The 15,238-nt window shown below is 34.9% G+C and carries 15 protein-coding genes; 6 read left to right on the plus strand and 9 right to left on the minus strand.

What is annotated here, in order from left to right; translation table 11 throughout:
* Positions 1-165: 165 nt before the first annotated feature.
* The 3 genes from lacG to P7J49_RS07185 all read left to right on the plus strand — a co-directional run bounded on the left by lacG (position 166) and on the right by P7J49_RS07185 (position 3,421).
* The gene (lacG, locus tag P7J49_RS07175; RefSeq protein ID WP_408570236.1) at positions 166-1,572 is read left to right on the plus strand and encodes a 6-phospho-beta-galactosidase; all 1,407 of its coding nucleotides are present in this window, start codon (positions 166-168) and stop codon (positions 1,570-1,572) included.
* A 64-nt stretch (positions 1,573-1,636) separates the two neighbouring features.
* Positions 1,637-2,530, plus strand: coding sequence for an aldose 1-epimerase family protein (locus P7J49_RS07180; RefSeq protein ID WP_408570238.1), 894 nt, complete (start codon positions 1,637-1,639; stop codon positions 2,528-2,530).
* Between the two features lie 51 nt (positions 2,531-2,581).
* Positions 2,582-3,421, plus strand: a complete 840-nt coding sequence (locus P7J49_RS07185) for a metallophosphoesterase (protein WP_408570240.1) — start codon at positions 2,582-2,584, stop codon at positions 3,419-3,421.
* Between the two features lie 306 nt (positions 3,422-3,727).
* Here P7J49_RS07185 and P7J49_RS07190 read toward each other — a convergent pair whose 3' ends face one another.
* The 7 genes from P7J49_RS07190 to P7J49_RS07220 form a co-directional block, all read right to left on the minus strand.
* On the minus strand, positions 3,728-4,993 hold the full coding sequence (locus P7J49_RS07190; protein WP_408570241.1) for a tyrosine-type recombinase/integrase: 1,266 nt from the start codon (positions 4,991-4,993) through the stop codon (positions 3,728-3,730).
* Between the two features lie 87 nt (positions 4,994-5,080).
* Positions 5,081-5,332, minus strand: coding sequence for a helix-turn-helix transcriptional regulator (locus tag P7J49_RS07195; protein ID WP_044766244.1), 252 nt, complete (start codon positions 5,330-5,332; stop codon positions 5,081-5,083).
* A 54-nt stretch (positions 5,333-5,386) separates the two neighbouring features.
* Positions 5,387-6,709, minus strand: coding sequence for a replication protein RepA (locus P7J49_RS07200; RefSeq protein WP_408570244.1), 1,323 nt, complete (start codon positions 6,707-6,709; stop codon positions 5,387-5,389).
* A gap of 141 nt (positions 6,710-6,850) precedes the next feature.
* Positions 6,851-7,372, minus strand: a complete 522-nt coding sequence (locus tag P7J49_RS07205) for a hypothetical protein (protein WP_408570246.1) — start codon at positions 7,370-7,372, stop codon at positions 6,851-6,853.
* An 810-nt stretch (positions 7,373-8,182) separates the two neighbouring features.
* Entirely contained in the window at positions 8,183-8,590 is a 408-nt protein-coding gene (locus P7J49_RS07210) for a hypothetical protein (protein ID WP_408570248.1), read from the minus strand.
* A 16-nt stretch (positions 8,591-8,606) separates the two neighbouring features.
* Complete coding sequence (locus P7J49_RS07215) at positions 8,607-9,446, minus strand: hypothetical protein (RefSeq protein WP_408570249.1); 840 nt, start codon at positions 9,444-9,446, stop codon at positions 8,607-8,609.
* A 15-nt stretch (positions 9,447-9,461) separates the two neighbouring features.
* The gene (locus P7J49_RS07220) at positions 9,462-10,439 is read right to left on the minus strand and encodes a hypothetical protein (protein WP_408570251.1); all 978 of its coding nucleotides are present in this window, start codon (positions 10,437-10,439) and stop codon (positions 9,462-9,464) included.
* A 125-nt stretch (positions 10,440-10,564) separates the two neighbouring features.
* Here P7J49_RS07220 and P7J49_RS07225 point away from each other — a divergent pair, with 125 nt between their 5' ends.
* Together P7J49_RS07225 and P7J49_RS07230 are read left to right on the plus strand one after the other, a co-directional pair.
* A complete protein-coding gene (locus tag P7J49_RS07225) occupies positions 10,565-10,738 on the plus strand; it encodes a YlcI/YnfO family protein (RefSeq protein ID WP_018376428.1) in 174 nt (57 codons plus the stop codon).
* A gap of 237 nt (positions 10,739-10,975) precedes the next feature.
* Positions 10,976-12,415 (plus strand): HEPN domain-containing protein, encoded by a 1,440-nt coding sequence (locus tag P7J49_RS07230; RefSeq protein ID WP_408570254.1) that lies wholly within the window; start codon positions 10,976-10,978, stop codon positions 12,413-12,415.
* A 350-nt stretch (positions 12,416-12,765) separates the two neighbouring features.
* Here P7J49_RS07230 and rpmG read toward each other — a convergent pair whose 3' ends face one another.
* On the minus strand, positions 12,766-12,915 hold the full coding sequence (gene rpmG, locus P7J49_RS07235) for a 50S ribosomal protein L33 (RefSeq protein WP_002262412.1): 150 nt from the start codon (positions 12,913-12,915) through the stop codon (positions 12,766-12,768).
* Positions 12,916-12,930: 15 nt separating this feature from the next.
* Complete coding sequence (gene rpmF / locus P7J49_RS07240) at positions 12,931-13,113, minus strand: 50S ribosomal protein L32 (RefSeq protein ID WP_002937589.1); 183 nt, start codon at positions 13,111-13,113, stop codon at positions 12,931-12,933.
* A gap of 318 nt (positions 13,114-13,431) precedes the next feature.
* Here rpmF and P7J49_RS07245 point away from each other — a divergent pair.
* Positions 13,432-15,238: SEC10/PgrA surface exclusion domain-containing protein (locus P7J49_RS07245; protein WP_408570256.1), on the plus strand; the 1,807-nt coding region annotated here is incomplete at its 3' end.

Here is a 15,238-nt window from a genome sequence, read left to right on the forward strand (position 1 = left end):
AAAATACAGTCAGTATTCCCTCAAAAAACCGCCTTGATTAGCGAAAAACTATCTCTTATATACAAGCACTTCACTTGTGAATACAGGTTCTTAATCAAAAGGGGAGGGAGTTATCATCTCCAACTCCTACCCCTTTATTTATTTTTGATAGAAGAAGGTAGGCATATGGTTAAAACATTACCGAAAGATTTTATATTTGGTGGAGCAACTGCTGCATATCAAGCAGAGGGTGCTACACAGACGGATGGAAAAGGTCGTGTTGCGTGGGACAAGTATCTAGAAGATAATTACTGGTACACTGCGGAACCAGCTTCTGATTTTTATAATCGTTATCCAGTTGATTTAGAACTAAGTGAACAATTTGGGGTAAACGGCATTCGTATTTCAATTGCGTGGTCTCGTATTTTCCCAACAGGCTTTGGAGAAGTAAATCCAAAGGGAGTAGAGTATTACCATAAATTATTTGCGGAATGCCATAAACGTCACGTAGAACCATTTGTAACGCTTCACCATTTTGATACACCAGAAACGCTCCATTCTAATAGTGACTTTCTGAATCGAGAGAACATTGAACACTTTGTCAATTATGCAGCGTTTTGCTTCAAAGAATTCCCTGAAGTTAATTACTGGACAACCTTTAATGAAATCGGTCCAATTGGTGACGGTCAATATCTCGTAGGGAAGTTCCCGCCAGGTATCCAGTATGATCTTTCTAAAGTATTCCAATCTCATCACAATATGATGGTTTCACATGCCAAGGCAGTTAAGCTCTACAAGGATGCTGGTTATAGCGGAGAAATTGGTGTTGTACATGCATTGCCAACGAAATATCCTTATGATCCAACCAATCCAGACGATGTCCGTGCAGCGGAACTTGAAGATATTATTCACAATAAATTTATCCTCGATGCTACATACTTGGGTTACTATTCTGAAAAAACACTTGAAGGTGTTCGCCATATTCTGAAAGTAAATGGTGGGGAATTAGACCTTCGTGATGAAGACTTTGCTGCCTTAGATGCCGCAAAAGATTTGAACGACTTCTTGGGCATCAATTACTATATGAGTGATTGGATGAGAGCTCATTATGGAGAAACGGAAATTATCCATAATGGTAAAGGTGAAAAGGGAAGTTCTAAGTATCAAATCAAAGGAGTTGGTCGTAGAGAGTCCCCAGTTGATATTCCAAAAACGGACTGGGATTGGATTATCTATCCACAAGGTCTTTATGATCAAATCATGCGTGTGAAAAATGACTATCCAAACTATAAGAAAATCTACATCACTGAAAATGGTCTAGGTTATAAAGATGAATTTGTAGATGGTACTGTCTATGACGATGGTCGAATTGATTATGTGAAAAAGCATTTAGAAGTGATTTCGGATGCTATCTCAGATGGTGCCAATGTTAAAGGCTATTTCATCTGGTCCTTGATGGATGTATTTTCTTGGTCAAATGGATACGAGAAACGATATGGTTTGTTCTATGTTGACTTTGAGACCCAAGAACGCTATCCAAAGAAAAGTGCTTATTGGTATAAAAAAGTAGCAGAAACACAGGTTATTGAATAAAAATAATACAAGGATGCCTAGCTCAAGTTAGCATCCTTGTTTTCATATAAGGGAGGCAGTCTTTATGTTCGAATTAAAAAATGAGAACTTAACAGTACAATTTTCTGAATTAGGTGGGCAAATTACTTCGATAAAAGACACTGATGGTGTCGAGTATCTTTGGCAAGGAGATCCGGCCTATTGGAGCGGTCAAGCACCAGTTCTATTTCCGATTTGTGGAAGTTTACGAAATGATTGGGCTATCTATGAGCCTGCAGAAAGACCGACATTTACAGGCACAATTCCAAGGCATGGACTTGTGAGAAAAATGCTGTTCAAAAATGTAAATAGTACCGAAAACTCTTTGGAATTTTCTATTTCATCAAACGATGAAACCGTAAAAAATTACCCTTTTGAATTTGAACTTTCCATTAACTACTCACTACTTGGCAATACAATTCGAACTGAATATCGGGTGAAAAACCTTGAGGGACATAGAAAGCTACCTTACTTTATTGGGGGTCACCCAGGTTTTAATTGTCCCTTGTTGGATGGTGAGAGTTATGAAGACTATTATTTAGAATTTGAAAAAGTAGAATCTTGTACAGTACCTAGAAGTTTTCCAGAAACTGGCTTACTTGATCTGCGAGACCGCCGGCCATTCTTGGAAAATCAAAAGACCTTGGACTTGTCTTATCAACTGTTTGAGCATGATGCCTTAACATTGGATCAATTAGCATCACGAAAAGTAACCTTGAAATCAAAAAATCATCAGAAGAAACTTTCGATTGCATTTGATGATTTTCCATATTTAGTGATTTGGTCAACTACAAATCAGAGTCCCTTTATCGCATTAGAACCTTGGAGCGGACTCTCTACTTCGTTGGAAGAATCTGATATTTTCAATGCCAAACGAAATATTAGTTATGTTGCTCCAAAAGAGGTTGATACAAAATATTTTGATATTATTATCGAGTAACCTTTTGAAAATGTTTGTTCGTTACAGAAATTTGGTAAAATAGTTCGAATAATGAAAAAACTAAAAAATATTAAGCCACGATGGTTTGTTTTTATTTGTATCCTAATTTTTCTTGCATTAGGTTTTGACAGTCGGCTTCAAGTAACTCATTACAGGCTTGTTAGTCCCAAAATATCTCAGCCAATCAGACTTGCTCTAATTACTGATTTACACTCATCAAATTACGGTAAAAACCAGCTACAAATCTTGGAAACATTAGGGAAAGAAAAGCCAGATATCATTTTATTAGGTGGAGATATTTTTGATGATGAACTTTCTGACAGAAAAACTCTAGAATTGTTAAGTGGGCTAGGAAAATTTAATCATACTTACTATGTGTCAGGTAATCATGAAATATGGAGTAATCGATATGATCAGATGCTGGAACATCTGAGACAACAGAATGTGGTCGTATTATCTGGAAATAGTAGTAGAGTTGATGTAAGGGGGCAGTCCATTACTATTTCAGGCATTGATGATCCTGAATATTTTCAAAAGTATGATACTAGTGAGAGTTTGCTAGACCAACTTGAAGACATAAAAAGGAAGCAAATAAGCACTGACTTTCAAGTTTTACTAGCTCACCGACCAGAACTAATTGATACTTATCAAAAGTATGGATTTGATTTAGTGTTATCTGGTCATGCGCATGGAGGACAATGGAGAGTGCCTTATTTGGTTAATGGTGTATTTGCGCCTAATCAAGGTTTTCTTCCGAAATATGCAGGTGGTTTATATGAAGTTGAAAATTCGTATTTTATTGTAAGCAGGGGTCTGGCCAAAGAATCTACACGAGTACCAAGATTCTTTAATCGCCCAGAAATTATCATTGTAGATCTTGTTAATCCGTAACTTCACTTCTTTCTAATCACTCAAAAACCCACTGACTTAATTAGCCAGTGGGTTTATTACTTATCCGAATCAAAATCTTATTTCAAAAAAAGGTAGTGATTCGACTGATTTGTACTGCAATGTAATGAAATTCAATGATTCAAAAATCGCATTAACTCAAGGTTTCTACCGTCTATTGACGTGTAGTGAATTCCTATTTTACCTCAGTAAGGGTCTAATAATGTCTATTTTAGCTATTAAAAGCCTTGATATAGCAAGACTTTTATAAATTGCCCTAAAAAGTGTAGAGAAAAATGTAGAGATAACTTAAGCTGTTAATTTAGCAACTTTATCAAGATAAATATTGACTGCTTCAAATTTTCGCTTAGGTGCTAATTCAGCATAAGTATCCATTGTCGTTGAAATTGACTGATGACCTAACCTAAATTGCAATTCCTTCCAGTTCGCTCCAGCATTCAACATCAAAGAAGCGTGAGTATGACGGAATAAGTGAAAGCCATAGTCAGGTAGACCAAGTGATGATAGGCGTTTCTTAAGCGTAGCACGCTCATTTCTATCGCACATATAGTTACCATAAATTGTTGGGAATATTAAGTCAGACTTAGGCAATCCATGTTTTTCAAAATAAACATTCATCTCATTGTGAAAATCTACTAAAGCTACAATTATTTCATTTGGAACAGGAATCTTCCTATTTCCTGCATCGGTTTTTGGGGTTGGCTTACAAACCATCTCCCCCTTTATTCCTAACTTCTTATTCGCTCTTTTCCACATCAAAGTCTTATTTACAATAATTTCGCTTGTTTCTAAATCCAAATCATGTATTTCTAATGCTAGTAATTCATTGATACGGCAGGCTGAAGCGAGCAGGGTGTTACAAATGACTTTAAATCTACGATTAGCTCGAGTATTCGGTAAGTTTGATAAAAATTTTAACCAATGTGATAAATCGTCATCATGAAGTACCATAATTCGTTTTTTATTGGCTTTTGGTTTTGGAGGTATTTTGACAGTGGATACTGGATTTTTTGATAATCCATAGTTCGTTATTCCGAAGTCGAAAATATCGCTTAGCTTATGAGTCACAGCTCCGAAATCTTTTGCACTTCCTTTTTCTGCTCTCTTCACCCCAGATTCAACAGATTTCTTAGATTTCTCGGCTAATTCATTAACCCACGACTGAATCTCAGCTGACTCTATTTTATTTGGGCTATAATCGCCAAAACGTGGAATGATATAGGTGTCAAGATAACCTCTTACTCGATTTAGTGTATTAGCAGATGTAACCCAATTTTGATAGTTTTTAAACCACTCTTCAGCAATCTCTTCTAAAGTATTGATTCTTATAACTTCTTTTCGAGTGCTTCCTTGCTCCTCAAAATCCAGTTTAGCTTGAATATACTTTCTATCCAATTGGCGAAGAGTTTTAGCGGTAATAGAGGTAGTGACCTGTTTACCAGTTTTTTCATCAAGTCCTAGATAAACACCTCTTAAAACGTAGTTGATATCACCATTGTTTTTGGTCTTCTTAATTACCTTTTTATTTTTATAGATAACTGTTTCGGTTTTCATAATGCCTCTTTCTTGCAGATAATGAAAAAGGCTAAAATAGACTTTCCTCTTTTCTAATTAGATAAATCTATTTTAGCACATTGTCAATTAGTTTTCCAAAAAATCAAGTACATCTGACAGTTTATAATACACTGTTCTAGTCCCCTCAATTGGAGGTTCAAGACGAGGTAAGCCTTTTTTCTCCCAAGTTTTCAAAGTATTAGGAGAGATATCTAAGAGAGCTAATAGCTCTTTTTGTGTCACAATTCCAAATGTGATATTTTGTTTTGTCTGTTGCTGAATCAAGGCAACTAGTAAATTCAGTAGAGTTTCAATATGATTTATTTTTTCGGAGTTCATTTCTATTATCCTTTTTTCCTTTAAATATGCGATAATATCAATAGAGATAACTTATTACTTATCTCGCTGATTTAGGTCATCACTTTTGCTTTGGTCAGTAGGAGTGATGGCTTTTTTCTTTAGATGTTTAATCGGATTCATTGTGGATAAAAATGCATCTGTCTCAAAGTTATAGTTAAGGATATTTGGATTGGCTTTGTCAAACTGATAAGCAAATTTCTCAATTTGTTCTATTGTATGACGATTAAAATCTTCTATTGAAAAAGAAATAGATTTGTATTGCACCTTCCCTTGATTTTTAACTTTGAAATGATAGACTACCTTGCTTATCCGTAACATCATTTGTTCCATTGTGTCGGTTGCTCTCAGCGAGTCACTAACCATCAACTTATACAACTCTTTAGGTGGAAATATTGAACTAATATGCACTTTTTCCCACAAAGCATAGATGTTAGTAAATCGGGCGTGAAATTGCTGAACGTAGGAGTCTGTCACACGAAGAAATTCTTGGTAAGATAATTCTCCCTTGAATTCTTCCATGAAAAGGATTTTTTCTCCCAGATATGTATCAAGCCCACCATTTTGATAGTCACTCCAGACATAGACGTTGCCCACTCCATATTCATCCATCAAGCGGATTTGCTGATAAGACTTTCCACTCCGAGATGCTCCGACGTGATACACCACTTCCATACTTTCCTTAAATCTTGGAGTCGTCCGCAATCGCATTTGATAGTAATGTTCTTTTATCAATTTTGAAAATCGACGGAAACTAAGGCTTTGCGACATAATCTGCTCTGGATTTTTACCTTCCTCAAGTAGCTGTTCAATCATTTCAATATCTGTCCGCTTGCCTTGCTTACTAGCTCGAATTTCCCCGTAAATGTGCATCGGTACGACGATAGTATGTGCTTTTTCTTCATGTTTTCCTGTTTTATTAAGATAAGCAAATACTTCTTCTTTTGTCCCTCGAGTGAGTTCGGCATGGATTGTTGGAAAGAGTTTTTGAAGAGCTGAGAAGCGTACCGCTTTTTTATCCTCCAGTACCATGTGACAATGATGGACGCCATCATCTCCAATTTCATAGTTAATTGCGCAACTTCGATTCTCATCTTCTTCTGTCCAGAAACTAATTAGAGTTTCTACCATTTCTGTTGCGGTGAAATCATGGTCTTGCTTGGGGAGCTTGTTTCTAAATTCTTCAACTCGCTTTCTAGTCTTGTCACTAAAACGTTGGTCTTCAAAAAAGTCTGTCTCAATATCGAATAACTTATCTACATTATTCAGCACACAACAGAATGAATGTGCCCGATAAGTACTTCGAATGCTGTTTGCTTTTTCAAGTGAAGCAGTTGTGAGCCTGTCAGTTTTTGTCATAAATTCCTCCTTTGTCATTTTTTGTGATGTCAACATTCATGCACTTAGATTGTATGTAATCAAGGTTTTTTAGTCCGCTTGTCATTGTCACTGCAGTCGGCAGGGTAATACTAACCCTGCCGACTTAGATATTTTTTCGTACTAACGTATTAAAAACTTTAACTTATCAAAAAAACTCATTTGCTGAATTTCTCTAAAAATCTTCTTCTTAAGCTTTCTTCGCTCTTGCTTTGTTTCATTCTTTAAATCTTCTAATAAGTCTCCAAGTTCATCAAATTCAACAGCTACTCTGGCATAGTCGTCTCTTATGAGCCAAGATTCATCGTTCAATTTAGCATTTTTTATCTGTAATTTTGCTATCTCATTTTCAAGTTTTGTCTTTTCTTGTATAATTCTTTCAAGTTCGACATTAGCTGTTTTAATCTGATGTTCTTTATATTCATCTAAAGTAGCAATTTCACCGTTTGGTTTTAAAATTGCTAGGTAGATGGGAGCATCAGTCTCATCGTTAACACCGACTTTAAGATAGTTCTTCAAAGGTTGTAAGCGTCCTTTATTTTTTGCTAGAGTCGCAAACCGCTTGTCAAACTCTATTAGCATCTCTTTATCATCAGTCACCCCAAAAGCACTTTTTAATGTTTTATCTGTCAATAAACTAACCATTCGTATTTCTCACTTCCTTTATGTTATCGGCTTTCAATCTCAGTTTTAGTTCAACATATGTAGAATTTATTGAACTAACACCACTTACATAGCCTTCGAGATTCTCAAAGGCAATTTCATCAAAAGCTTTTAATTTTGATAAAATTGGTAATTCGGCGAATAGTTTGTAAATAACTACTTTGATATTTACATCTATTCTTAAAATTTTTTACATAGTTTTAGTCTTTTTTCAACATATTCGATATTTATACCTAACCCCACTTTTTATCGCTTTATTATGTTGCTAGTATCTGTCTATTTTCCACGGCAAAGCCGTGAAGCTACATCATTTTATAAAAGCTCAAAATAAGTAAGAGTAAAGCTTGAAAAATTTGTATTGTAACTCCCTAAGATTTACTTTCAATTCCTTTTTGGCTCAACAGCCTGTTTCTACGTTCGTACGTTTGCTTTCTCTTCGCCAACTAGATTCTCTTGTTGGCGGTGTTCAATCTTCACTAACGCTTACGCTCTCTCTTCAAAATGCGTCTCTTTTCGCCTAAAAAGGTATTCAGTAAATCTAAGTTTGTTATCAATTCAAGTATTTTCCAGTTCTTTATCTCTAACTATTTTTCGGTTTTAAAAAATTCTGTACCGCATCGTTTTTTGTTACTAAAATGTTCCAGCTACTATTTAACACACAATACGTCTATGCCCAAATTTGTATAATAGCTATTAAAACCCTCATATGCAGATAACCTAAACTATTATTAGTTAAATTTTTATCAACAAAAAAGATGAGCTATCAATTGCTCATCTTTTTCTACTCTTTTTCTACTCTTTTGTTAAAGTTACAGTATCCCCTTTATCTCCTGCTAAATCAGGTATTGTTACAGAATCTCCTGAAACTGAATATTTCAGCTCAATACCATTGTTATCACTGATAATCTGTTTGTCTGTATCAATAGTTACTTTCTCGGAATAGAGGTACTTCACATTATTGCCTCTCTCTGAAAGGAGATTGATATTAAGTATGTTTTCATCACCACTTACTTTTAGTTCATAATGCAATGTCAATTCTTCGTCTTCAAATCCCATTTCAGAACCATCAATACCGCCTTTTTCGTATGAATATGTTCCTGATAACTGACTATCATTGGCATTCGATTGATTACCACAAGCACAAAGGACAATTGTCAGCGTTAGAGTGAGTAGGGGCAATATTAGTTTCTTTATGTTCATCAGTCTGCTCTTTTCTTTAATTGTTTGAAATTAGATTTTCTAGCTCTGAATCACTTGGAGCTGTAGATGGGTAAGTTTCAAATACTAGCTTGGGTACGATATAGATATTCGCAAGGCTAGATAATACTATTTGTTCTGAAATAACCTCTTCGCCCATTACTTGGTCTTTTGTAATGTCCCATAAAGAATTTCCGTAATCGCTTGATAGTAGGTAGTATTTAGAATCTAGCTCACTATTTTGCATTTTTTTAGCATAATCAGTTTGACGATTTGCAAGAGCTGATGGAAGAATTTCAAGTTGAATAGACTCCCCAGCTGGTAAATCACTAGCAAGAGCAATCTGAGCGATTTTTACCCTCTCAGAACGTCCTGACAAAGTTGTGTAGCCATATAGAGTGAAATATGTCCCGTACAAGTTGTTATTGTTTGAATTGGTTGTTGTTCCAATCAGTGTTTCATCATAGTTGTTAGTAACAGTAACTTTCAATCTTCTAGTTGCTTCATCATAACCGTCAATTGTGACATTTAGCTTTGTCAATTCAGAAGGAAGGTAATCATTAGTAACATTTAGACTAGCCTGTCCATTGAAGATGTTGGTTTGATTCTCATTCCATACTTTTTGACTACGTTCTTCAATCTCATTATGGTAGTTTGAACCATCAGTCTCAGCTACTTCTTCATAAAACTCCTTCAACCACTTATTTCTTTGTTCCTCGGAAATTGAATCCTTTGATGAAGAAGAGGTTTCAACAATTTCTTCAGAGGATTTTGTGGTACTTTCATTACTCTGACAAGCAAACAAGAGTGCTGTAGATGCCAATAGTGTCAAGCTTGCTAAAATTTTCTTTTTGTTCATAGTATGTCTCCTTATTTATAACCAACCGTTTTTCTTCGCAATATTATCGTGTATTGCATCATGGTCATTTTTGCGTTTCATTTCCTCAGCTATTTTTTCTTGAACTTCATCCCTCGCTTGTTGAGCTTTAGTAGCTTGAATAAATTGTTCTTGCCTCTGTCTAGCCAGACGAGCTTCCGATTCTCTTGTCTCTTTTATGACAGCTTTCGATGCCTGCTCAACCCTTCTAGTTGATACTTCTATATCCCAAAGATTCAAAGCATTTCCGATGGTCTTCGCTTGCCCATATTCTAATTTCTGTATGAGGAAATTTATGACTTCATCGTTAGTCCAATACTGGTTGGGAATGGATATAGTATTCATAATATTCATCAATTCATTTTGATGGTTCAGTAGTTGAGTTTCAGTGGATTTCAAGGTATTTTTCAGATTATCTACCACTAATTGTTGTTTTCTACGCTTTCCAGGGACGAGAGCGTTTTTCTTTCGATTCTCTGGAATAACAACATTTTCATAGTAGATTTTATTTTTTTGAACCTGTCTGATACTATATAAAACCCAAACTATCAAAAGCCCAACCACAATCGGAACAGGAATTGAAGGTGGATAATAGATAAAGTCTTCAACCGCTTTTATTGGGATATAGAAGAATGTATCCTCAAACTCAAAATCTTGGAAAAGTATAAAAGTTCGAATAATTGTTTCTATAATGACACCAATAATGGCAATCCCTGCTAAAGATAATAGTGCAACTATAAGAAATATAATAAACACAATCAGGGATGGTAGGTGAACCAGATTAAAAATAGTAAATCCTCTTGTTCGAATATCCCATTTAAAGTCTTCAAGAAATACTTTTTCATCTGAAATAGCATTTAGAGTAACCTCGGCTTGAAAAATTTCTCTTTCAAGTTCTTTTATTCTATTTTGTGTTGAGGGGATTAGATTATTTTTTAATATTAAATACCTTCTTAATGAATTAGCAATATCCATCTGGGCTCCTATATTATAATTTTTATTACATTATAACGTAATAACACTAAGTTTGCAATGCAAAACGCAATGCATATTTAATGTACAAAAAGCTATATCCTAAAAACAAAAAGAGGAGAAAAGATATGGCATTTCAACTAAAATCAAATCGCAAAGAAACAGAAAATAAAACAATTCGCTTTCCAGTACCACTTATTGAAGAAATAGAGAAAGCAATTCAAAACAAAGATGTAACTTTTTCAAGTTTCGTGATTCAAGCATGTGAGTATGCATTGAGGGATATGGAAGATAAAAAATAGTATAGAAATAAGGAAATATTGATTGTTTTTAGAGTATAGTATTTAGTAACAAGTAAGAAATGAGTATTTGTAGAACGATTGGGACAATATTTTGTATGTGATGACTTGTTAAGTAGGCATAGGAAGGTTTTGATTGATAATTGAAAGTTGGTTTAATATAAGTAATTTTATTACCATCGTAAAATCAGGATTTGGAAGACTGTGAAGGATTTCTGAAGAACAGTTAGAAGGGATAATATGAATTTCAAAGATTACACTTGGGATAAAGAGTTTGAAATTAAAGGATATTTTTCAGAACGTTCTGATGATATCGTTAGTAAAAATAACTTAAGTGGTGTTTTACATTATTCTCCGAGGGAAATTATACTAGAATTATTTGGTAAATTTGAAGAGGAGACAGGTATCTCATTTGGTTTTGGTAAGAATTTAGAAAAGATATATGGTTATTCTAGTAACGGTAATATCTTAATTTTAAATACTTACGGAGAACCAAGTGTGACCTCTACTTACCCCGGATTTCCAATTACCAAATATCATGTAAAAAATTTTAAGATATATAACGTATTTTATAATGCGATTGATGATTTTGATGGCAGTCCAGAATCTTTTAAATCTTTGATTAACAAACTAGACTCTCAAGAAATCAAAGATTATAAATTTAGTTTTGAACATATTGAAGAATGGATTGAAAAATCATTGGTAACCATTAAGCATGGTGATAATCAAACCATTTTTGAGAGTGCAGTAAATGAATATCAATCAACAAAAGTATTAATAAAATCACTTGGGATGAACTTTGAAGATATGGCGATACTACATTCTTCGTTTACAAATACATCATTTACAAGTGCCTATTTTATTAAACTTACTTCAGTTGATTCAAACATAAGATATTTCGATGAGTTCTATCAGGCTTCACGTAAATTTAAAGAATTTATTGAGATTTTATCAAATACTCCATTATCATTTACTAATATTGAGTTTCTAGTTGATTATAAAATGCTAGAAGATAAGCGTTTGCCGATTATAAAGGGAAAATACTTCGTTCAGCATGCTAGAAAGTCTAAAAAATGGAAAAATTATCAGCAAGATATTTCTTTGAGGAAACTAGAAGACAACTTTGAACATATTTTAAATCATTGGTTTGATAAATCTGAGGAACTTGAATTTATAGTGAGACAATTTTCAAAAAATCTTCATGGTGATTTATATTTAGAAGACCAGTTAATTGATGCTATCAGGAATTTAGAAGTTTATTCTAGAAACTTTAAGAATTTTAAAATTCCACAGTGTCTATCTGATGATGAAGAAAAAGCTAGAAAATCTTTGGTTGATTTTATAAATACACATATTTTAGAAGAAATCAGAAGAAAATTTAGAAACAAATTGAAATTTAAGAAGAAAGAACCTAGTCTTTCCGAACGCCTAAAAAATTTATTTGATTTAATAGATGAGCTTAATCAGACTAAAATTTTTTCGGACTGTGATAGAGAATTATTAATAACAAAATTAGCTCAAACACGAAATTACTATACTCATGGTGATTCGAAAGATAAATATCCAAAAATGATAACTGATGTCCATGAGATGTATGAGACTAAATTGCTTCTTCAAGAAGTTCTGAGATATTATATCTATCAAGAATTAGATATGAAATATAGATACAAAAATTTCTAAAGATAAAATTTTTTCCTAGCGTTATGTAGTTCTGAAAGTAAATTCTTTCCATGCTCGTCGGCTCATTGAAGATTTAAAATGTAGTTCTATCGAACCAATGTTAGAAAATATTTTAGACGGTGAATAACTGTATCGGTTTTCTTCAGTTGGTAAATAAGAAGCTAAAAAGGAACACCTCATACGAAGTGTTCCTTTCATTATCTGCATGTTCTACTTAAATTTTATTATCTAAAAAGTGTAGAGAAAAATGTAGAGATTTGATTGATTTGTACTGCAATGTAGTGAAATTCACAATTTCAAAAATCGCATAAAATCAGGGTTTCTACCGTCTATTGACGTGTAGTGAATCCCTATTTTACCTCAGTAAAAATCACGTGCTTACGCAATTTTGGTGAGTATTTTTTCAATTGAAGACGGTCTGGAGTGTTACGTTTGTTTTTTGAAGTAAGGTACAAACGCTCACCAGATTCTTTGTGTTCAAGTGTAATATTTACGCGCATGGTATCTCCCTTCTATTATTCAGCTGAAGCAGCCTTAGCGATTTTACGTCCTTTGTAGTATCCTTTCAAAGATACACGGTGTGAACGTGAGTAATCTCCAGTAGTTTCATCAAATTTCACAGTTGGAGCTGCTACTTTATAGTGAGTACGACGTTTGTTTTTCTTCGCTTTTGAAGTGCGACGTGCAGGTACTGCCATTTCTTTCTTCCTCCATTAAATGTCAGGGCCAAGCCCCTTTTAAATCTAAAAATAGTGTGTATGACTTTCGCCAACTTTAACAGTATAACAAAAGTTTTTTGTAAAGTAAAGTTACTTGACAGATTTTTTGAAAAAAATTTGTTCAATTGTATTTTCCTATTTTTATTTAAGTATTGCACTTAATTTTTCTTCCCCAAAATTTTTTGATAAAATTCTTAAAAATCATGCAAAATACTTGACAAAATGCCTGCTATACTAGTATAGCAGGGCTTGACACTTCGGCCAAGCCCTTCCTATTAGCCTAAACAGGAGGAAATAATGAAAAAGAACAAGTATATATATGGCGCAATTGCGGTAACTACTGCTATCACCCTTGCAACCGTTGGTGCGTCTACCGTATCAGCAGACACACAATATGATATTTTCTTAAACCGTGTGACTGGTGAGTGGCAAACTGTCAACCACGCCACAGGCGAAATTGTAAAATCTGAACCAAATGGAACTTACTCTTCTTATGAAGAAGCTCAAGCATCATTGGCAACATCAACTGTTGAGGCTCCAGTTACAACTGAAGCACCAGCCGCGGAAACTACAGCTGTCGAAACACCTAAAACTGCTGCTGATGTCAAACCAGCTCTTGAAGCTCAACAAGCTGTTGTTGATGCTACTGCTCAAGATGCAACTAACGCTCAAGCTGATGCAGACACAGCTAACCAAGACGTTACCACTGCTCAAGCAGACGTTAACACAGCAACACAAGCTGTATCTGACGCAGAAGCTAACGCTGCCAATGCAACACCTGCTAATATTGCAGCTAACCAAGCTGATCAAACAGCTAACCTTGCTGACCAAGCTGCTAACGCAACTGAGACAGATGAAGTCAACGCTGAAATTGCTGACCAAACTGGTAAAGTCGCAGACGCACAAACTGCTGTTGATACTGCCCAAGCAGAAAAAGACGCCGCTGATGCTAACGTAGCAGCTAAAGAAGCAGACGTCAAATCAGCACAAGACGCCCTTTCTGGTACTGGTCTTGCTGAAGCTCAAGCTAACCTTGATAATGCAAGCGAAGCTGTTACAGATGCTAACGCTAACGTTAATACTGCAACCCAAGCCTTTGAAGACGCTAAGAAAGCTGACGCAGACCGTGATGCAAAAATCAAAGCTGCTGAAACTGAGGTTGCTGTAAAATCAGACGCTGTTGATACAGCAAAAGCAAAATTGACTGCTGCTCAAGATGAGTCTAAAACAACAACTGACGCACTCAATAAAACAAATGACGCTGTTAAAACTGCAACAGACGCTTTGGCAAATGTTGATACTGTTACAATTGCAGACTTGACTCAATTCAAAGCTGATAAAACCGAAGGTGACTCAGACTTTATGACTGATTCAGGTGCTACTGTTATTGAACAATCTTCAACTAAAATTGGTGAAAATGATAAAAATGAAATCATTGATGTTAACAATTTAACTGAAAAACAATTGCAGAACTTTGCATTGTACAATCTACAAGTTATTAACGCAATTCGTAAACAATTTGGTGTTGCTGAAATTCCATTGACAACAAATTCAATGAATGAAGCTAAAATTCAAATTGCAAATTACATTAAGCGTGATAAATCAATTACAGATTATGGTCATATTAGTAATGCTACTCATGCAGAAAATGCAGTCGGCATTATTTCACCAATCCGTACTATGTATGATTTAAAAGAACACACATACGACTTTATTATGACTGCAACATTTGCTGATGCACCATCAAAATGGGGACATTCAGCCGCCCTATTGAGTCCAAATAACAAAGCTCTTGGTGTTGGTATTGGTACATTTGGTGGTCAACTTCATATCATCAATATGTTTGATTGGTATTCAAAAGATTCAGGCACCCCAATCACTAACCCAAATGACCCAGCTACTCTTCAAGCTGCCCTTGCTAAAGCTCAGGCAGACCAATCAGCAGCACAAGCAGCATCTGATACTGCTCAAGCAAATCTTGTAAAAGCAAGCTCAGATTACGCTAAGGCTCTTGAATTGAAGACTCAAGCAGAGAAAACTCTTGCTGATGCTACTGCAACACCGCTTCAAACTCAAGTTGCTGAAAACAACCTACGTCTTGCAA

Source organism: Streptococcus suis (genome assembly GCF_046032515.1).
In the GTDB taxonomy this organism is placed as follows: Bacteria; Bacillota; Bacilli; order Lactobacillales; family Streptococcaceae; genus Streptococcus; species Streptococcus suis_AL.